At 72.1% G+C, this 18,588-nt stretch carries 15 protein-coding genes, 1 tRNA gene and 1 riboswitch; of the genes, 9 read left to right on the forward strand and 7 right to left on the reverse strand.

Going from position 1 to position 18,588, the window contains the following annotated elements; all coding sequences use genetic code 11:
• Positions 1-33 precede the first annotated feature (33 nt).
• From ACFXOZ_RS11495 to ACFXOZ_RS11505, 3 genes are all read right to left on the reverse strand, one after another.
• Positions 34-1,026: an ABC transporter permease gene (locus ACFXOZ_RS11495; protein ID WP_380522607.1), complete on the reverse strand. Its 993-nt coding sequence runs from the start codon at positions 1,024-1,026 to the stop codon at positions 34-36.
• Positions 1,027-1,124: 98 nt separating this feature from the next.
• Positions 1,125-2,879 (reverse strand): ABC transporter substrate-binding protein, encoded by a 1,755-nt coding sequence (locus ACFXOZ_RS11500; protein ID WP_380589572.1) that lies wholly within the window; start codon positions 2,877-2,879, stop codon positions 1,125-1,127.
• Positions 2,880-2,973: 94 nt separating this feature from the next.
• Positions 2,974-3,957, reverse strand: coding sequence for an ABC transporter permease (locus tag ACFXOZ_RS11505; protein WP_380589575.1), 984 nt, complete (start codon positions 3,955-3,957; stop codon positions 2,974-2,976).
• A 305-nt stretch (positions 3,958-4,262) separates the two neighbouring features.
• Positions 4,263-4,357, forward strand: a riboswitch (ZMP/ZTP riboswitch).
• A 21-nt stretch (positions 4,358-4,378) separates the two neighbouring features.
• Here ACFXOZ_RS11505 and ACFXOZ_RS11510 point away from each other — a divergent pair.
• The gene (locus ACFXOZ_RS11510; protein WP_380589577.1) at positions 4,379-5,845 is read left to right on the forward strand and encodes a glycine hydroxymethyltransferase; all 1,467 of its coding nucleotides are present in this window, start codon (positions 4,379-4,381) and stop codon (positions 5,843-5,845) included.
• A gap of 140 nt (positions 5,846-5,985) precedes the next feature.
• Here ACFXOZ_RS11510 and ACFXOZ_RS11515 read toward each other — a convergent pair whose 3' ends face one another.
• The gene (locus tag ACFXOZ_RS11515; protein WP_380522611.1) at positions 5,986-7,416 is read right to left on the reverse strand and encodes an aldehyde dehydrogenase family protein; all 1,431 of its coding nucleotides are present in this window, start codon (positions 7,414-7,416) and stop codon (positions 5,986-5,988) included.
• A gap of 280 nt (positions 7,417-7,696) precedes the next feature.
• Between ACFXOZ_RS11515 and ACFXOZ_RS11520 the strand changes: the two genes are divergently transcribed.
• Entirely contained in the window at positions 7,697-8,668 is a 972-nt protein-coding gene (locus ACFXOZ_RS11520; RefSeq protein WP_380589580.1) for a class I SAM-dependent methyltransferase, read from the forward strand.
• Between the two features lie 96 nt (positions 8,669-8,764).
• Here the strand turns inward: ACFXOZ_RS11520 and ACFXOZ_RS11525 are convergent, their stop codons facing one another.
• Together ACFXOZ_RS11525 and ACFXOZ_RS11530 are read right to left on the reverse strand one after the other, a co-directional pair.
• Positions 8,765-10,414, reverse strand: a complete 1,650-nt coding sequence (locus ACFXOZ_RS11525; RefSeq protein WP_380589583.1) for an APC family permease — start codon at positions 10,412-10,414, stop codon at positions 8,765-8,767.
• A gap of 296 nt (positions 10,415-10,710) precedes the next feature.
• Positions 10,711-10,795: transfer RNA gene (locus ACFXOZ_RS11530), tRNA-Leu, on the reverse strand.
• Positions 10,796-11,214: 419 nt separating this feature from the next.
• Here ACFXOZ_RS11530 and ACFXOZ_RS11535 point away from each other — a divergent pair.
• Positions 11,215-11,724, forward strand: a complete 510-nt coding sequence (locus ACFXOZ_RS11535; RefSeq protein ID WP_375885231.1) for an ATP-binding protein — start codon at positions 11,215-11,217, stop codon at positions 11,722-11,724.
• Between the two features lie 89 nt (positions 11,725-11,813).
• Here ACFXOZ_RS11535 and idi read toward each other — a convergent pair whose 3' ends face one another.
• The gene (gene idi / locus ACFXOZ_RS11540) at positions 11,814-12,461 is read right to left on the reverse strand and encodes an isopentenyl-diphosphate Delta-isomerase (protein ID WP_380522615.1); all 648 of its coding nucleotides are present in this window, start codon (positions 12,459-12,461) and stop codon (positions 11,814-11,816) included.
• A 494-nt stretch (positions 12,462-12,955) separates the two neighbouring features.
• Here idi and ACFXOZ_RS11545 point away from each other — a divergent pair, with 494 nt between their 5' ends.
• The 6 genes from ACFXOZ_RS11545 to ACFXOZ_RS11570 all read left to right on the forward strand — a co-directional run bounded on the left by ACFXOZ_RS11545 (position 12,956) and on the right by ACFXOZ_RS11570 (position 18,379).
• Positions 12,956-13,711: a sugar phosphate nucleotidyltransferase gene (locus ACFXOZ_RS11545; protein ID WP_375885235.1), complete on the forward strand. Its 756-nt coding sequence runs from the start codon at positions 12,956-12,958 to the stop codon at positions 13,709-13,711.
• Positions 13,699-14,760, forward strand: a complete 1,062-nt coding sequence (locus tag ACFXOZ_RS11550; protein WP_375885238.1) for an iron-containing alcohol dehydrogenase family protein — start codon at positions 13,699-13,701, stop codon at positions 14,758-14,760. The genes ACFXOZ_RS11545 and ACFXOZ_RS11550 overlap by 13 nt, the downstream gene beginning before the upstream one ends.
• A 91-nt stretch (positions 14,761-14,851) precedes the next feature.
• Positions 14,852-15,589: a CDP-alcohol phosphatidyltransferase family protein gene (locus ACFXOZ_RS11555; protein WP_375885317.1), complete on the forward strand. Its 738-nt coding sequence runs from the start codon at positions 14,852-14,854 to the stop codon at positions 15,587-15,589.
• Complete coding sequence (locus ACFXOZ_RS11560; protein WP_375885241.1) at positions 15,586-16,494, forward strand: glycosyltransferase family 2 protein; 909 nt, start codon at positions 15,586-15,588, stop codon at positions 16,492-16,494. The genes ACFXOZ_RS11555 and ACFXOZ_RS11560 overlap by 4 nt, the downstream gene beginning before the upstream one ends.
• 141 nt (positions 16,495-16,635) lie before the next feature.
• Positions 16,636-17,577, forward strand: a complete 942-nt coding sequence (locus ACFXOZ_RS11565; protein WP_375885242.1) for an ABC transporter permease — start codon at positions 16,636-16,638, stop codon at positions 17,575-17,577.
• Entirely contained in the window at positions 17,570-18,379 is an 810-nt protein-coding gene (locus ACFXOZ_RS11570) for an ABC transporter ATP-binding protein (protein ID WP_375885244.1), read from the forward strand. Before ACFXOZ_RS11565 ends, ACFXOZ_RS11570 begins: the two co-directional genes overlap by 8 nt.
• The last annotated feature ends 209 nt before the right edge of the window (positions 18,380-18,588 follow it).

Raw genomic sequence — 18,588 nt, forward strand, 5'->3', positions numbered from 1 at the left:
GGGATTCGGGAGACTTCATCGTTGCGGCTCCTCTCAGCCCAGTCGGATGCGCGGGTCGAGCCAGGCCACCGCCAGGTCCGCCAGCGCGACGAACAGCACCACGAAGCAGGCGGCCAGCAGCACCGCGCCGACCACGGCCGGCAGGTCCTGCCCGGACACCGCCTGGGCGGCGAACCGCCCGACCCCGTTCAGCCCGAACACCGTCTCGGTGATCACCGCCCCGCCGAGCAGCACCCCGGCCTCCAGCCCGAGCAGCTGCACCAGCGGCCCGGCGGCCCCGCGCGAGGTGTACTTGAGGTGGGCGCGCAGCCGGCCCAGCCCCTTGCCGCGGGCGGTGCGGACGTACTCCTCGTTCATGGTCTCCAGCAGCTGGGAGCGCGAGAGCCGGGCGAACACGGCCGAGTTGACGAAGCCGAGGACGAGCCAGGGGAGCAGCATCCCGCCCGCCCAGGCCGCCGGGTCCTCGCCGGGCGGGGTGTAGGAGGGCAGCGGCAGCAGGCCCGTGGAGTACACCAGCGCCCACTGCGCGAGGTAGCCGAGGAAGTAGATCTGCACGCTCGCGCCGACCAGGGTGAAGGCGGACAGCAGCCGGTCGGTGCGGCGGCCGTGCCGCAGCGCGGAGACGAACCCGGTGCCGAGGCCGAGGACCAGCAGGACGGCGAGCGCCCCGGCGGTCAGCGAGAAGGTGACGGGCAGGTGCTCGGCCAGCGCCTCGGTGACGGGCTGGTGCAGTCGGTAGGAGTAGCCGAGGCAGGGGGCCGCGCAGTGGATGACCGAGCCGTCCACGTCGTTGATGTCCCGCCCGGCGGCCACGCCGACCAGGTAGTCGGTGTACTGGGCGAGCAGTGGTTGGTCCAGGCCCATGCTCTGGCGCACCGCCGCGATCTGTCCGCTGTCGCAGCGCGGGCCGCAGGCGGCGCGGGCGGGGTCGGCGGGCGCGGCGTAGAAGAGGGCGAAGGCGGCGGCGGAGACCGCGAGCAGGACGCCGAGCGCCTGGAGGGTCCGCCGCAGGGCGAAGGAGAGCATGGCCGGTCCGGGGTCGACGGGACGGAAACGGAAACGGAAACGGGGACGGGCCGGGAGCCGGGGGCCTCGGAGTGTCAGCCTCAGAGGCCCCCGAGCCGTCACGACTTCAGGTACAGCCAGGTCAGCCCGACCGCCCCGTAGATCGGGTGGATGAACGCCCCGCCGACGTTGCTGCCGCGCAGCTGGTTGACCGTCGGGTAGGTGAGCGGCAGCACCGGCAGGTCCTTCATCACGGTCTGCTCCAGCGCGTACAGCTCCTTGGCCTTGGCGCGCGGTTCGCCGATCTGGTTGATCCGGTCGATCTCCTTGTCGACCGCGGGGTTGCGGTAGCGCGCGGAGTTGATGTCGCTGCCGGCCCGGCCGTCGAAGGAGAACGGGATCAGCGTGGACGGGGTCGGCCAGTCGACGGAGCTGGTCTCCTCGAACAGGTCGTACGGCGAGTCCGCCCGGTGCACCTCGTCCAGGAAGGCCTTGGGGTCGATCGGCTTGGGCACCACGGTGATGCCCGCCTTGCCGAAGCCGTCCACCAGCACCTGGGCGACGCGCTGCCCGTCCGGGGTGTTCTTGTACGCGTACGTCAGGCTGGCCGGCGCCTGCTTGGCCTTGGCGAGCGCGGCCTTGGCGGCCTCCGGGTCGCCTTCGGGCCTGGCCGGGTCGAGGTCGTACTTCTGCCAGTCGATCAGCGCGGGCGAGCTGAGCGTGGTGGCGAGCTCGCCGGTCCGGGAGCCGCCCTGGACCTGCCGGGCCTGCTGGCGCGGGTAGGCGAGGTTGAGGGCCCTGCGCACCTCGACGTCCGGCACCCGCTCGTTGTTGATCACCAGCTGGGTGACGAAGGCGCCCCGGCGGCCGGAGACGACCAGGTCCTTGGCCTTGGGGTCGGTGTCGGCGGACCGGTACAGCTCGGGGGAGAGCTCGTCGGAGGCGGTGGTGGCGTTGGCGCCGCCGTCCCGCCCGGAGAGGATCTCCTGGTTGCCGTTGAGCGCCTCCTTGCCGTACGTGAACACGAACTTGTCCGGGTACTGGTTGCGGATCGGGTCGGTCTCCGCCTTCCAGGCCGGGTTGCGCTCCAGCACCATGCGGGTGTTCTGGACGTGCTCGACGATCCGGTACGGGCCGCTGGCGAACGGCAGCCGGTCGTAGTCCGTCCCGGTGTCCTTGTCCCGGCGCACCGGCGAGGAGGAGGACTGCGCGGCCATGTACGGCACGTCGGCCTGCGGCTGCGGGAAGTGGAAGACCAGGGTGCACTCGTCCGGGGTCCCGATCGCGTCCAGGTCACCGGCCTGCGGTCCGGCGTACTTGGCGCGCGCGGCCTCGTAGCTGGCCTCGCCGGTGAGCCACTGCGGCCAGTACGGCGGGCCGACCTCGTAGCCCTTGCCGAAGGTGCGCTCGATGCCGTACTTGACGTCCTGGGCGGTGATCGGCTTGCCGTCCTCCCAGGCCACGCCCTCCTTGAGCCGGTACGTCCAGGTGCGCCCGCCGTCGGTCGGGGTGCCGGTGTCGGTGGCCAGGTCGCCGACCAGCTTGGCCTTGCCGTCGACGACCTGGTACTGGGTCAGCTGGCGGCCCCAGAGCAGCGAGGCGTTGTACGAGGCGCCCGCGTAGACCTTCTGCGGGTCCAGGTGGCGGAACTCGACGCTGTTGTACACGTTGACCGTGCCGCCCGGGCGGGCGCCGGGGACGGCCGGGGCGGGGCCCGCGCTGTCCTTCTCGGTGCCGAGCGCCGCGGTCAGCGGCGAGGTCTCCTTGGCCGGGGCCCCGCCGGCGGCGGAGCCGGTGCTGCCGGCGCCTGCCGAGCAGGAGGTCGCCAGCAGGGCGGTGGCGATGACGGCGAGCGACGGTTTGGTCCAGCGCATGGCGAATCCCTCCTTGCCCCGACACGTCCGGTCGGGGCGGGCTCGGATGGTTGATCAGGGGAAGCGGAACGGGAAGCGGAAGCGGAAGGGGGGCTCAGCGGGCGCGGCGCGGGTCCAGCGCGTCCCGGAGGGCGTCGCCGAGCAGGTTGAAGGCGAGCACGAACACCAGCAGGGCCACGCCCGGGAAGACCAGGTAGGTCGGGTCGGCCTGGAAGACCTCCGAGCCGCGCGAGATCATCCGCCCCCAGTCGGGGACGGGCTCGGTGATGCCGACGCCGAGGAAGGACAGCGCGGCCTCGGACGCGACGAAGGTCGGTACGGCCATGGTGGCGTGCACGATCAGCTGGGAGCGGACGTTCGGCAGCAGTTCGTGGACGACGATGTGGAGGCGGCTCGCCCCCTGCGCCCGGGCGGACTGCACGAAATCCCTTTCCCGGAGTGAGCGGACGGTGGCCCGGAGGGAAAGCGCGAGCGGAATCCAGCCGAACGCGGAGAAGACCAGGATCAGCACCAGGAACTGCATCCACTCCGGTTCCGCGGCGCCCGGATCGACCAGTCGGGACTGGATCACCGGGCTGAGCGCGAGCAGCAGGAGCAGGGTCGGAAAGGCCAGCAGCACATTGGCGAGGAACCCGAACAGCCGGTCCGCGATCCCGCCGAGGTAGCCGACCGTGACCCCGGCCAGCACACCGAGCGTGGTGGTCACGGCGGCCGCGGCGAAGGCGATCAGCAGCGAGGTGCGGATGCCGTACAGCAGCTGGGTCAGCACGTCCCGGCCGAGGCCGGGCTCCAGGCCGAACCAGAACTCGCCGGAGATCCCGCCGTTCGGCAGCATCGGCAGGCCGCCGTCGCTGAGCAGGCCGGGAGTGTTCTGGCCGTAGTGCTCGACCGGGTTCTTCCCGTACAGGGCGGCGACCAGCGGCGCGGCCAGGGCGAGCAGCAGGAACAGCAGGACGACGGCGGAGGCGGCGGCGCCGACCCGGTCGCGCAGCACCCGGCGCAGCAGGCTCGGTGCGGCCGGTCCGGGGGTCGGCCCGGGGGCCGGACCGGTAACTGCGACTGTGTCGACCGCTGCCATGAGAGGCGTACTCCCCGAATTCTCCGCCGCCCCATGGGTGAGGGTGCGCTGGTGGGCATTTCCGAACCGGCTCCCGGGGGTTTCCCGGCGGCCGTTCGAGCGCCATCAGATCGGATGCGTCCGGCCTTCCGCAAATCACCGGAAGGCACTCCACGGGAATTCCTGCCGGACTGTTTCGGGAATTGTGGCGGCTTCATTTCCCCGCAACACGGCCGTTGCAGGAGAACGGACATACCGCACCGAAGCGGACGGCCCGTTCCGCATTCTGAGACCTCCGCCACAGTCCCCGGGGTATTGGTACGATCCCGGAGGACCGCGACTGGCGCGTAGGGATGGAATCGACCATCGGGAAGCGGTCCCGTGGATCCTCACGTCGTTGCCGAGCGCCTGGGCCGCCCCGCATCCCCACCAGGAGACCGCCATGGCCCAGTCCGAGCAGACGCCCCACACCACCGCGAGCCCCGCCGCCGACACCTCCTTCCGCAGCGCCCTGGACGTGGTGGCCGGCGTGGAGCCCCGGATCGCCGCCGCCATCGGCCGGGAGCTGGAGGACCAGCGCGCCTCGCTCAAGCTGATCGCCAGCGAGAACTACGCCTCCCCGGCCGTCCTGCTCACCATGGGCAACTGGCTCAGCGACAAGTACGCCGAGGGCACCGTCGGCCGCCGCTTCTACGCGGGCTGCCGCAACGTCGACACCGTCGAGGCGATCGCCGCCGAGCACGCCCGCGAGCTGTTCGGTGCCGAACACGCCTACGTCCAGCCGCACTCGGGCATCGACGCCAACCTCACCGCCTTCTGGGCGGTGCTCTCCCAGCGGGTCGAGAGCCCGGCCCTGGAGCGGGCCGCGGTGCGCAACGTCAACGACCTCACCGAGCAGGACTGGGCCGAGCTGCGCCAGGAGCTCGGCAACCAGCGGATGCTCGGCATGTCGCTGGACACCGGCGGCCACCTCACCCACGGCTTCCGGCCCAACATCTCGGGCAAGATGTTCGAGCAGCGCAGCTACGGCACCGACCCGGTCACCGGCCTGATCGACTACGACGCGCTGCGCGAGACCGCCCGCGAGTTCCGCCCGCTGATCCTGGTGGCGGGCTACTCCGCCTACCCGCGGCTGGTGGACTTCCGCAGGATGCGCGAGATCGCGGACGAGGTCGGCGCGACCCTCATGGTCGACATGGCGCACTTCGCCGGCCTGGTCGCGGGCAAGGTGCTGACCGGCGACCACGACCCGGTGCCGTTCGCCCACATCGTCACCACGACCACCCACAAGTCCCTGCGCGGCCCGCGCGGCGGCATGGTGCTCAGCACCGCCGCCCTGGCCGAACACGTGGACCGCGGCTGCCCGTTGGTGCTCGGCGGCCCGCTCTCGCACGTGATGGCCGCCAAGGCCGTCGCCCTCGCCGAGGCCCGCCGTCCCGAGTTCCGCACCTACGCCCGCGCCGTGGTCGACAACGCCCGGGCGCTCGCCGAGGGCCTGCTGCGCCGCGGCGGCAAGCTGGTCGCCGGCGGCACCGACAACCACCTGGTGCTCGCCGACGTCTCCGGCTACGGCCTGACGGGCCGTCAGGCCGAGGCGGCGCTGCTGGACTCGGGCATCGTCACCAACCGCAACTCCGTCCCGCAGGACCCGAACGGCGCCTGGTACACCTCGGGCGTGCGGCTCGGCACCCCGGCGCTCACCACCCGCGGCCTGGGCACCGCCGAGATGGACGAGATCGCCGCCCTGATCGACACCGTCCTGCGCGGCACCACCCCCACCACCACGGCCAACGGCGCTCCCTCCAAGGCGAACTACGCCCTCGACGAGGCTCTCCGCGACGGCATCGCCAAGCGCGCCGCCGACCTGCTGGCACCGTTCCCGCTCTACCCGGGCGTCGACCTGGCCTGACCGGCCCCTGGCCCGACCGGTCCCTGCTCCGGCCGGCCCCTGCTCCGACCGGGCCGGAGGAGCCCGCCGTGACACCGGGCCGCCGAACCTTCCGTTCGGCGGCCCGGTGGTCGGGCGCCCCGCCCCGGCCGTCAAGTCTCCTAGTACTGGAGCGACTTGTACTGCAGGAACTCCTCCAGTCCGTGCCGCCCCAGCTCGCGGCCGAGCCCGGAGTCCTTGTAACCGCCGAACGGGGCCAGCGGGTTGAACCGGCCGCCGTTGAGGTCCACCTGTCCGGTGTCCAGCCGGCGGGCGAAGGCGGCGGCGGTGTCGGTGGTCGCCGCCCAGACGCCGCCGGCCAGCCCGTAGGCGGTGCCGTTGGCGATCTCGACGGCGTGGTCCTCGTCGTCGTAGCGCAGGACCACCAGGACGGGGCCGAACACCTCCTCCTGGGCCACCGTCATCTCCGGGGTGACGTCGGCGAGGACGGTCGGCCGGACGTAGTGGCCGGTGGGGAGTTCGGCCAGTGGCTCCGGACCGCCGGCCACCAGCCGGGCGCCCTGGGCGAGCGCGTCCGCCAGGTAGCCGCGCACCCGCTCCAGCTGCCGGGCGTTGACCAGCGGGCCGATCCGGGTCCGCGGGTCGGCCGGGTCGCCCGGGACGTACTTCTCGGCGGCCTTGGCGGCGAGCGCGACCGCCTCCTCGTACTGGTCCGCGTGCACCAGCAGCCGGGTCCAGGCGCTGCACGTCTGGCCGGAGTTGGCGAAGACGTTGGCGACGTTCACGTTCACCGCCCGGGCCAGGTCGGCGCCCGGCAGCACCACGTTGGCGGACTTGCCGCCCAGCTCCAGCGCGACCCGCTTGAGCCCGCGCCCGGCCGCCTCGGCGACCTGCCGGCCGACGGCGGTGGAGCCGGTGAAGGACACCACGTCCACCTCCGGATGGGCGGCGAGCGCCGCGCCCGCGACCGCCCCGGTGCCGGTCACCAGGTTGAACACCCCGGCCGGGAAGCCGGCTTCGTCCACCAGCCGGGCGAACAGCCGGGCCACCAGCGGGGTGTCCTCGGCCGGCTTGAGGACCACCGGGCAGCCGGCCGCCAGCGCCGGGACGACCTTGGCCACGATCTGGTGCAGCGGGTAGTTCCACGGCGTGATCGCCGCGACCACCCCGGCCGGTTCGGCGAACACCACCGAGTTGCCGATCCGCTCCTCGAAGGGGTAGCCGGCCAGCAGGCTCAGGTACGAGGTCGCCACGGTCAGCGGCAGCCCGGCGTGCACGGCCCCGGCGAAGCCGACCGGGGCGCCCAGCTCGGCGACCACGGTCGAGGTGATCTCGGCCTGGGCGTCGGCCAGTCCGTCCCGCAGCCGGGTGAGCGGCGCCAGCCGCTCCTCGCGGGTGGCGGCGGCCCAGCCCCGGGCCGCCCGGCGGGCCGCCGCGACCGCGGCGTCGACGTCGGCCGCCGCACCGGCCGGTACGGTGGCGAGCACCCGCTCGGTGGCGGGGTTGAGCACGGCGATCGTGCCGGAGTCCCGGGAGGGCCGCCAGGCGCCGTCGATGTACTGGTCGCCGTACTCCGCGTACTCCTGCTCCACGGATCGTCCTTTCCACTGGTCAGCCGCCGTTCGGCCGACAGGGCGAGTCGGAAGGTCAGTCAAGGCGGCCGGACGGCCGCGCACAAGAGCCGATCCCGCCTCGGCCGGACAGGGCACCCGTCGCGGTGGGCGGCGGACTCCGCGGCGGGGGCCTACTGTCGATGGGGGGCGCCTCGTGCACGAGCGGTGATCCGGTCCGTGCCCGGGGCCGGGCAGGCCGCCACCGCGCCGAGGTGCGGCTCGGAACCCGCAGGTCATCCGCACTGCTAAGGAGCATCCCGTGACCGACACCGCGTTGAAGGGCGAACCGCAGCAGCCCGTCGGGCCGGCCGTGTTGGAGGACGTACCGGGATGGTTCTGGGACCACGACCGGCACTCCTTCGAGTGGTTCCTCGGGCGCCAGGCGGAGCGGGGCGTCACCGGCCACCTCATGGAGATGGGCGCCTACCTCGGCCGCAGCGCGATCGTGATCGGGGAGCACCTCCGGCCCGGGGAGACGTTCACCGTCTGTGACCTGTTCGACTCGGACGCGCCGGACGACGAGAACTCCAGCGAGATGGACCACTCCTACCGGAAGACGCTGACCCGCTCGGCCTTCGAGGCCAACTACCTGTCCTTCCACGACCGGCTGCCGGACATCGTCCAGGCCCCGACCTCGGCGCTCGCGGGCGGACGGGTCCCGGCGGGGGCCTACCGCTTCGTCCACATCGACGCCTCGCACCTGTACGAGCACGTGGTGGGCGACCTCCAGGTGGCCCGGACCGCGCTGCAGGACCAGGGCGTCGTGGTCCTGGACGACTACCGGTCCCAGCACACCCCCGGCGTCGCCGCGGCGACCTGGGAGGCGGTGTTCAACCACGGCCTCAGGCCGATCGTGCTCACCGAGTGCAAGTTCTACGGCACCTGGGGCGACCCGGAGCCGTTCCAGCGCGACCTGCTCGACCGGGTGGACCTCGCCGTCGGCTGCGAGCTCAGCGCCGAGACCCTCAACCACCGGCAGGTGCTGCGGATGACCGGCAGTACGGAGGGCATCCGGCCGTTCCGCCCCTCCCGGCACCGGCCGGGGGCGGCCGGGGCGCCGGCGCCCGAGGACGCGTACCGGACGGCCCGGGACGAGGCCGCGCTGGACCTCGCCGCCCGCCGCGCCCGCGCCGCCGAGGCGCGCCGCCCGGTCAACGTCGCCAAGCGCGCCGCCAAGGACCTGCTGCCCCCGCTGCTCACCTCGGCGATCCGCCGCGCCCGCCGGGGCTGACCCGGGCCGCCCCGGCCTCCCGCCCAGGTCTCCCGCCCCGGCGACGCCGAAGGGCCGGTCGGAAACCCGACCGGCCCTTCCTTGCTGTGTACCCGCTCAGACCCGCGAAGGCTCCGCGGCCCCGGCGGACGCCTCAGCCTCCGCCTCGGCCGCCAGCTCGCGGCGCACCTCGGCCAGCGAGGGGTTGGCCCAGGCGCTGGCGACGCCCCAGTAGTAGAAGGCCAGGCCGATCGCGGCCACGATCAGCAGGTCCCAGCCCTCCGGCAGGTAGCCGTGCCCGCCGAAGTCGGAGCTGCCGGCCCAGGAGACCCCGGCCATCACGAACAGGTAGGCGATCATCCAGGCGCCCGCCTTGAGGTGCGGCTTCAACTGCTCGAAGGGCTTGCGCAGCTCGTACCAGGCCCAGATCGGCAGACCGGCGGCCATCAGCAGGATGACCTTGCCGGTGAGGGGCCAGCGGGCCCAGTACAGCACCAGCGAGCCGAAGACCATCGCGACCGGCGCGATCACCGGCATGGCCTTGAGCTTCACCGGGCGCTGGAGGTCCGGCGCGAGGCGGCGCAGCGCCATCACGGCGACCGGGCCGGTGATGTACGAGATCACCGTGGCGACGGAGACGATCTCGGCCAGCGAGCCCCAGCCGCGGAAGACCGCGAGGAACAGGAAGGCGACCACCAGGTTGAGCAGCAGCGCCGGGCGCGGGATGCCGGTCTTGGCGTCGACCTTGCCGAAGAGCTTCGGCAGGTGGCCGTTCTCCTGCACGCCGTGGATCATGCGCGAGGTGGTGGCGGCGTAGATCATGCCGGTGCCGGACGGCGAGACGAAGGCGTCCGCGTAGAGCAGCAGCGCGAGCCAGTTGATGCCCCAGGCGATCGCGAGGTCCGCGAGCGGCGAGGTGTAGGAGAGGCTGCTCCAGCCGTTCGACAGGTCGGCGGCCGGGATGGCGCCGATGAACGCGATCTGCAGCGCGACGTAGATCACCAGGGCGATCAGGATCGAGCCGATGACGGCCTTGGGCAGCGACTTGCCGGGGTTGCGGGCCTCGCCGGCCAGGTTGAGCGGCGACTGGAAGCCGTTGAAGGCCCAGACGATGCCGGAGACGGCGACGGCGGTGAACACCGCGCTCCAGCCGTTCGGGGCGAAGCCGCCCGGCTGGGTGAAGTGCGAGGTGTCGAAGTGCGCGAGGAGCAGCGCGCCGGCGGTCAGCGTCGGCACGACGACCTTGAACACGGTGATCGCCGTGTTGGTCTTGGCGAACAGCGTGATCGCGAACCAGTTGAGGACGAAGTACACGACCAGCAGCACGCTGGCCAGTGCCACCCCGCTGAGGGTGAGTTCCTTGCCGTCGTACAGGCCCTTGGCCCAGTCGAAGTGCCAGGAGCTCATGTACTGGACGGACGCGGTGGCCTCACCCGGGATGACCGAGACGATGGCGATCCAGTTGGCCCAGGCGGCCAGGTAGCCGGCCAGCGAGCCGTGCGAGTACTGGCCGTACCGGACCATGCCGCCGGCCTTGGGGAACATCGACCCGAGCTCGCTGTAGGTGAGCGCGATGGTGAGCGCCACGGCGGCGCCGATCACCCAGGCGAGGATCGAGGCGGGGCCGGCCAGCCTGGCGGCCCGCTCGGCGCCGAACAGCCAGCCGGAGCCGATGATCGAGCCGAGCCCGACCGCGGTCAGGCTGATCGTGCCGAGCGATCGGCGGTAGTTCTGGTGTGATGCCTTGGGCGAATCGGGCTCACTCAACGTATCGGTCCTCTCGCTCGGGGTTCAGCGGATGGTGTCGGCGCTTTTACGGTTTTGGGTCGGTATTCCGGACAAACCCCAGCAGCCTATGGTTCCAAATGGGGCGAATACCTCAGAGGAAGCTCAAACCGCCCGATCGTTGCCATCTCGTGTCCGGTTTCCGGACGGCCGGGACCGCTCAACGAGACCGGCGCCACACCGCCGTCGGCGGTGGATCGCGAGGGGGAGTCGGCCGTGGGCCGGAAAAAAGAAATTCCCCGCGGGATCCTTTCGGATTCCACGGGGAATTTCGATTGTGTCCGAGGGGGGACTTGAACCCCCACGCCCGATAAAGGGCACTAGCACCTCAAGCTAGCGCGTCTGCCATTCCGCCACCCGGACAGGGTGTGTGCTTCGGGGGCTTTTCTCTCGCCCCCTCGGCGACAGAGAGAACATTACCAGGCTTCCGGAGTGCTTCTCACCTGCGTTTCCTCGGCCCCACCGCGGCCTCCACCTCGGCCCCCACCGCCGTCCCCGCCACGCCCCCGTCCGAGGGGCCGGGGCCGTGGGACGCCCGGCCCGTCCGGACCGGCCGGGCCGGCTCGCGAGGGGGCTCGAACACCGGGCGAAGCGGTGGCGAGGGCGAAGCAAACGATCCGTTAAGCCCCCGCCCGCGATCGATTCCGGTCGGAACCGATCCGACACGGGCAACTTGTCGACGCTGCCACGGAGGCACCGACCGCTCTCCTAGCCTCTGTGGACCGAGGGCGCCATGATGCGGATCGCCTGATTCCCGGGTCGCGGACGAAGGGCGGCTGGACGTGGAGCAGATCAGCGGGGCGGCGAAGGCCGAGCCGAGACGCGGCGCCCGGTCGGGCCGCCGACCGACGGCCGACGGTCCCGTCGAGGGCGTGTGGCGCTTCCGGGTGCCCGCCGTCGAGGCCTCCGTGCCGCGCACCCGCCACGCGGTGCGGGACCGCCTGCTGGCCCAGGGCATGACCGGGGTGCGCTACCAGGAGCTGGTGGACGACGTGCTGCTGATCGTCTCCGAGCTGGTCGGCAACGCGGTGAAGCACGCGGCCGAGCTGTCGCCCGAGGTGACCACCGAGCTGTCGGTGCGCCGGGGCTGGGTGCGGGTCTCGGTCGAGGACGGCGACCCGTACCGGCCGAAGGCCCTGGAGAGCGACACCGGCCGTACCGGCGGGCGCGGCCTGCTGCTGGTGAAGAGCGTCACCCTCCAGGCGGGCGGGGTGTGCGACGTCGAGCACACGGGGGAGGGCGGCAAGGTCATCTGGGCCTCGCTGCCCGTCCCCCCGGAGCCCGGGTCCTGACGGGCGCCCTCCCGCACGGGGACGGCGCCCCCTCGCACGAGGGCGGCCGCCCCCGGCCGGGGACGGCCACCCCCACGGACTCCCGTCCGCTACCAGTCCCGACCGGCGATCTCCCGGATCCCCGGCAGCGCGGCCTCGAAGACGGTCTCGAACCAGACCGAGAACGGCCGCTCGGCCCGCAGCTCGCGCAGCTCCTGCGCGGTCACGAAGGCGAAGTCCTCGACCTCCTCCGGGTTCGGCCGCACCGGCGCGGTGACCAGCCCGACGAACAGGTGGTTCCACTCCCGCTCGATCAGCCCGGTGGCCTCGTCCGGCAGGTCGTAGCGGACGGTGCCGGCCTCGCAGAGCAGCGCCGGCGCGAGGCCCAGCTCCTCGGCGGTGCGCCGGGCGGCGGCCACGAAGGGCGGCTCGTCCGGGTACGGGTGCCCGCAGCAGGTGTTCGACCAGACGCCGGGGGAGTGGTACTTGCCGAGCGCCCGGCGCTGCAGCAGCATCCGGCCCTGGCGGTCGAACAGGAAGACCGAGAAGGCCCGGTGCAGCCGGCCCGGCTGCTGGTGGGCCCAGAGCTTCTCGCCGGTGCCGATGGTGACGCCCTCGTCGTCGACCAGTTCCAGCAGGATCCCGGTGCTCGCGGGGGCGGTGGCCCGGGGGTCGACCGTCACGTCTGTCTCCACGTCCAGGCCGCTGTCGATCTCGGCGGCGAAGTGGGTCGGGTCGGTCGGCGGACTCTGGGGCATGGGGCCTCTTTCGGAAGGGGGGAGCGGGAGCAACGGGAGCGTCGAGCGCGTCGTGGGCACCCGTCGGGGGGCTCGGGACGCGGCGCGGGCACCGGCGCCGTCGTCGGGCTCCAGTCTGCCGTATGGGTGGCGGTCCGGACGGGTCCCACGCACAACCGGGCGGATCATGACGCGGGGCGGTCCGGATCCGTACCGGAATCGGTCCGGGACGCCCCGGAAGGGTCATTCGTCCCGAAGGCCAGTTCGGTATCCGTTCCCATCCTGTTCGATCACCGCACCTCCACCGTGTCGTCACCCCGGCGCCTCCGGCCGCGTTCGGGTGCGTCGCCCGGGTCGCCTACCATCGCTTACGACACGCTGCCCGGATCTGTGCCGGTCCGGCGCGCCGCCGCCGGGCCCGGCCGTACGCCGGGCCGACCGGCGACAGCGCCGCCGGGCCCGTCGGCACATCCCCGCGCGGACCGCACGACGCACCACGGATCAGGAGACCCCGCATGATCGGCCTCGTTCTGGCAGCCGGCGCCGGCCGCCGGCTGCGCCCGTACACCGACACCCTGCCCAAGGCGCTGGTGCCGGTCGACGGGGAGCGGACCGTCCTGGACCTCACCCTGGGCAACTTCGCCGAGGTCGGACTGCGCGACGCGGCGATCGTCGTCGGCTACCGCAAGGAGGCGGTGTACGACCGCAAGGACGCCCTGGAGAGCAAGTACGGGGTCAAGCTCCACCTGGTCGAGAACGACAGGGCCGAGGAGTGGAACAACGCCTACTCGCTCTGGTGCGCCCGCGAGCTGTTCGCCGAGGGCCTGCTGCTGGCCAACGGCGACACCGTCCACCCGGCCTCCGTCCAGCGCACCATGCTGGAGGGCAACCAGCGCCTCGTCGAGGAGGGCCGGGCCCCCGGCATCCTGCTCGCCCTCGACACGGTGAAGAAGCTCGCCGACGAGGAGATGAAGGTCGTCGTCGACCCGGCCGCCGGCATGCGCCGCATCACCAAGCTGATGGACCCGGCCGAGGCGACCGGCGAGTACATCGGCGTCACGGTGATCAACCCGGCCGCCGCCGCCGACCTGACCGACGCGCTGCGCGCCACCTACGAGCGCGACCCCCAGCTGTACTACGAGGACGGCTACCAGGAGATGGTCGACCGGGGCCTGCGGATCGACGTCCAGCCGATCGGCGAGGTCTCCTGGGTCGAGGTCGACAACCACGACGACCTGGCGAAGGCCCGGGAGATCGCGTGCCAGTACTGACCCGACTGGTCCCGTCGCCGCTGTTCGCGGAGATCCGCCCGGGCGCGCTGGACGCGCTCGGCGGCATCCTCGCGGACCAGAGGCTGTCGGCCTCGGGCCGGATCGCGGTGGCGATCAGCAACGGCTCCGGCGCCGCGATGCGCGCGCGCCTGGAGCCGGCCCTGCCCGGCGCCGACTGGTACAACGTGGACGACGGCAGCCTCGACAGCGCGGTGCGCTTCGCCGAGGAGATGCGCGGCAAGCACTACGACGCGGTCGTCGGCCTCGGCGGCGGCAAGATCATCGACGCCGCCAAGTACGCCGCCGCCCGGGTCGGCCTGCCGGTGGTCGCGGTGGCCACCAACCTCGCCCACGACGGCATCTGCTCCCCGGTCTCCACCCTCGACAACGACGCCGGCCGGGGCTCCTACGGGGTCCCCGGCCCGATCGGCATCATCGTCGACCTGGACGTGATCCGGCAGGCCCCGCAGCGCTTCGTGGCGGCCGGGATCGGGGACGTCGTCTCCAACATCTCGGCCTGCGCGGACTGGGAGTTGTCGCACACCGTCACCGGCGAACCGGTGGACGGGCTGGCCGTCGCGATGGCCCGCTCGGCCGGTGAGAACCTGCTCCGGCACCCAGGGAACATTCAGGACCAGGACCTCCTGACGGCCCTCGCGGAAGCCCTGGTACTGTCCGGCATCGCGATGAACATCGCGGGCAGCACCCGACCCTCGTCGGGCGCCTGCCACGAGATCTCGCATGCCCTGGACGTGCTGTACCCCAAGCGTTCCGCCCAGCACGGCGAACAGGTCGGCCTCGGCGCGGCGTTCGCCAGCTTCCTGCGGGGCGAGCGCGAGCTGACCGGTCTGATCGTGGAGCGCCTGGCGAGCCACGGGCTGCCGGTGACCGCGGCTCAGATGGGTTTCACCGAAGCGGAGTTCACCGAGGCGGTGCACTACGCTCCGAACACCCGCCCGGGCCGCTACACCATCCTGGAACACCTCGACCTCTCCCCTTCCGCAATCAGGGACGCGTACGCCGACTATGTCCAAGCCGTCAACAGCTGACCCCTCCACCGCGGGCGCCGAGCGGCCCCCGGTGGACCTGACCCGCCGGCCCTCGATCGAGGAACTGCGGGCGGTGATCCACCCGGAGGGCATGCTCCAGCGCCGCAGCGCCGAGCACTGGGCCGGGCGCCTCTACATGCGGAAGATCTCCTTGCGGATCACCCGCGTGCTGTCCACCATGACGGCGATCACGCCCAACGGCCTGACCTACCTGATGATGCTCACCGGCATCCTGGCCGGTGCCGCCCTGGTCGTGCCGGGCATCACCGGCGCCGTCCTGGGCGCGCTGCTGATCCAGGTCTACCTGCTGCTGGACTGCGTGGACGGCGAGGTGGCCCGCTGGCGCCGGCAGACCTCGCTCACCGGCGTCTACCTGGACCGGGTCGGGCACTACATGTCCGAGGCGGCCCTGCTGACCGGCCTCGGCCTGCGCGCCACCGACCTGCTGCACCGCGAGGGCGGCGGCTCGCACTGGGAGTGGGCGTTCCTGGGCACGCTGGCCGCGCTCGGCGCGATCCTGATCAAGTCCGAGACGGACCTGGTGGACGTGGCCCGCGCCCGCAGCGGCCTGACGGCCGTCGAGGACAGCGCCTCGGTGCCGCGGTCCGCCTCGGTGGCCAAGGCCCGCCGGGCCGCCTCGCTGCTCAAGTTCCACCGCCTGGTCGGCGCGGTCGAGGCCTCGCTGTTCATCCTGGCGGCCGGGATCGCCGACGCGGTCCACGGCGGACTGTTCTTCACCCGGATCGCGGTCGTGGTGCTGGCGGCCATCGCCATGCTGCAGACCGTGCTGCACCTGCTGAGCATCGTCCTTTCGAGCAGGCTCCGATGACCACTTCCACGTCCTCCACCACCGCGGAGAACTTCCGCCTCGGCGTCGTCATCATCACCATGGGCAACCGGCCCGCCGAGCTCAACGCCCTGATCGACTCCGTCCGCGCCCAGGAGGGCCCGGAGGTCGAGTTCGCCGTGGTCGGCCAGGGCGCGAAGCTGCCGTCGCTGCCGGCCGGCGTGCGCAGCGTCGAGCTGCCGGAGAACCTGGGCATCCCGGGCGGGCGCAACGTCGGCATCGAGCTGTTCGGGCCGGACGGCCGGGAGGTGGACGCCGTCCTCTTCCTGGACGACGACGGCCTGCTGCCGCGCACCGACTCCGCCCGCCTGCTGCGCGAGGCCTTCACCGCCGACCCGGAGCTGGGCATCGTCTCCTTCCGGATCGAGGACCCGGACACCGGCGTCACCCAGCGCCGGCACGTCCCCCGGCTGCGCGCCAGCGACCCGATGCGCTCCTCCCGGGTGACCACCTTCCTGGGCGGCGCGAGCGCCGTGCGCTGCAAGGTGTTCGAGCAGGCCGGGCAGCTGCCGGCCGAGTTCTTCTACGCCCACGAGGAGACCGACCTCGCGTGGCGCGCCCTGGACGCGGGCTGGGCCATCGACTACCGGGCGGACGTGGTGCTGCACCACCCCGCCACCTCGCCGGCCCGGCACGCCGCCTACTTCCACAACGTGGCCCGTAACAGGGTCTGGCTCGCGAGGCGGAACCTTCCGGCCCCGTTGGTGCCTCTCTATCTGGGAACCTGGTTTCTGCTGACCCTGGCCCGACGTCCCTCCGCGGAGGGGCTGAAGGCCTGGCTGAGCGGTTTCCGGGCGGGCTTCCGCGAACCCTGCGGTCCGCGGAAGCCCATGCGATGGCGTACCGTCTGGCGACTGACCAGGATGGGACGTCCTCCGATCATCTGATTGGATCAGAGGATCGATCGCCGTGGCCGGTGACCACACACCGGCCGGAACCCCCCCCGTGACCCCAGGATCCCCATCGGCGCAAGGCCGGCGGACCCCCGCCGACCGGCCGCTCCGACCGATCCCGCGCGAAGGACGAATGTGTCGACAGTGAGTGAACCCGTCAGCCTCTCAGCCCCGAGGGGGGCGGACGCGGGCCTGACCCCGAAGCAGCTTGCGGACAAGTACGGTCTGTCGGTGAGCGGTGCCCGCCCCGGTCTGTTCGCCTACACCAAGCAGCTCTGGGCCAGGCGCCACTTCATCTGGGCCTTCGCCACCGCCCGCCTGGTGGCCCAGTACACCGACGCCAAGCTCGGGCAGCTCTGGCAGGTCGTGACCCCGCTGCTCAACTGCGGCGTGTTCTACCTGGTCTTCGGCGTGATCCTGAAGAGCAAGGACAACTTCCCGCCGAACACCTACATCGCCTGGCTCTGCATCGGCGTCTTCGTCTTCCAGTTCACCCAGAACGCGGTGCAGTCCGGCACCCGGGCGATCTCCGACAACCTCGGCCTGATCCGCGCGCTGCACTTCCCGCGCGCCAGCCTGCCGATCGCCTTCACCGTGATCCAGCTCCAGCAGCTGCTGATCTCGATGGTGGTGCTGGTCATCACCGTGCTGGCCGCCGGCATCACCCCCGGCAAGACCTGGCTGCTGATCGTCCCGGCGCTGTTCCTCCAGACCCTGTTCAACATCGGCGTCTCGCTGATCTTCGCCCGGATCGGTTCCAAGACCAGCGACATCTCCCAGCTGATCCCGTTCGTGATGCGGGCCTGGATGTTCCTGTCCGGCGTGATGTTCAGCATCCAGGACAAGGTCTCGACCTGGCCGCACTACCTCCAGACGATCATGGCCGTCAACCCGGCCTCGGTCTACATGGACCTGCTCCGGCACGCCTTCGCGCCGGTGATCTACAACAAGCACCTGCCCGCGCACCAGTCGCTGCCGCCGCACCAGTGGACCTACGGCATCGCCTGGGCGGTCGGGATCTTCGTCATCGGATACGTCTTCTTCTGGAAGGCCGAGGAGGAGTACGGCCGTGGCTGACACCGACCTGAGCAAGCGCGACGCCGTGGCCGACACCAAGATCGCCCGCGAGCCCACCGTCGTCGTCGACGACGTGCACATCGTCTACCGGGTGCACGGCGCCGGTTCCGGCAAGGGCAGCGCCACCTCGGCGCTGAGCCGCATCATCAGCCGCAAGCGCTCCTCCGGCGTGCGCGAGGTGCACGCGGTCAAGGGCATCAGCTTCACCGCCTACAAGGGCGAGGCGGTCGGTCTGATCGGCTCCAACGGCTCCGGCAAGTCGACCATGCTGGCCGCCATCGCGGGCCTGCTGCCGACCGAGAAGGGCGGCATCTACACCAACGGCCAGCCCTCGCTGCTGGGCGTCAACGCGGCCCTGATGAACGAGCTGAGCGGCGAGCGCAACGTCGTCCTGGGCTGCCTGGCGATGGGGATGTCGCCGGCCGACGTGCGGGCGCGCTACCAGGACATCGTCGAGTTCTCCGGGATCAACGACAAGGGGGACTTCATCTCCCTGCCGATGCGCACCTACTCCTCCGGCATGGGCGCCCGGCTGCGCTTCTCCATCGCCGCCGCCAAGACCCACGACGTGCTGCTGATCGACGAGGCCCTGGCCACCGGTGACCAGGCCTTCCAGCAGCGCAGCAAGAAGCGCATCGACGAGCTGCGCGGCTCCGCCGGTACGGTCTTCCTGGTCAGCCACGACAACAACTCGATCCGCGAGGTCTGCGAGCGGACCATCTGGATCGAGGCCGGCGAGCTGGTCATGGACGGCCCGACCGACGAGGTCGTCGGCCGCTACGAGCGCGGCGAGCGCCCGTAACGCCCAGCCGTCGCAGCGCCTGGCACCGCAGGGCCCCGGCACTCCAGGGCCGGCTCCGGGAACACCCCGGAGCCGGCCCTTCGGCGTGCGCCGCTACCCCGGGTGGCCCGCCGCCGCGGGGGTGAGCGCCACCGTGCGCCGGGCGGGGCGCTCTTCTCGGGCGCGGCGCGTGGTGTCAGGCTGGGGGCGCGGGGGCGGTGTGCCGTACG

The organism is Kitasatospora sp. NPDC059160 (genome assembly GCF_042755465.1).
In the GTDB taxonomy this organism is placed as follows: Bacteria; Actinomycetota; Actinomycetes; order Streptomycetales; family Streptomycetaceae; genus Kitasatospora.

Bases quoted from the DNA above. Each gene is read 5' to 3' on its own strand.
- ACFXOZ_RS11495 (WP_380522607.1), bottom strand. From the start codon at position 1,026: ATGCTCTCCTTCGCCCTGCGGCGGACCCTCCAGGCGCTCGGCGTCCTG.
- idi (WP_380522615.1), bottom strand. From the start codon at position 12,461: ATGCCCCAGAGTCCGCCGACCGACCCGACCCACTTCGCCGCCGAGATC.
- ACFXOZ_RS11545 (WP_375885235.1), top strand. From the start codon at position 12,956: ATGATCGGCCTCGTTCTGGCAGCCGGCGCCGGCCGCCGGCTGCGCCCG.
- ACFXOZ_RS11560 (WP_375885241.1), top strand. From the start codon at position 15,586: ATGACCACTTCCACGTCCTCCACCACCGCGGAGAACTTCCGCCTCGGC.
- ACFXOZ_RS11510 (WP_380589577.1), top strand. From the start codon at position 4,379: ATGGCCCAGTCCGAGCAGACGCCCCACACCACCGCGAGCCCCGCCGCC.
- ACFXOZ_RS11555 (WP_375885317.1), top strand. From the start codon at position 14,852: ATGCTCCAGCGCCGCAGCGCCGAGCACTGGGCCGGGCGCCTCTACATG.
- ACFXOZ_RS11500 (WP_380589572.1), bottom strand. From the start codon at position 2,879: ATGCGCTGGACCAAACCGTCGCTCGCCGTCATCGCCACCGCCCTGCTG.
- ACFXOZ_RS11505 (WP_380589575.1), bottom strand. From the start codon at position 3,957: ATGGCAGCGGTCGACACAGTCGCAGTTACCGGTCCGGCCCCCGGGCCG.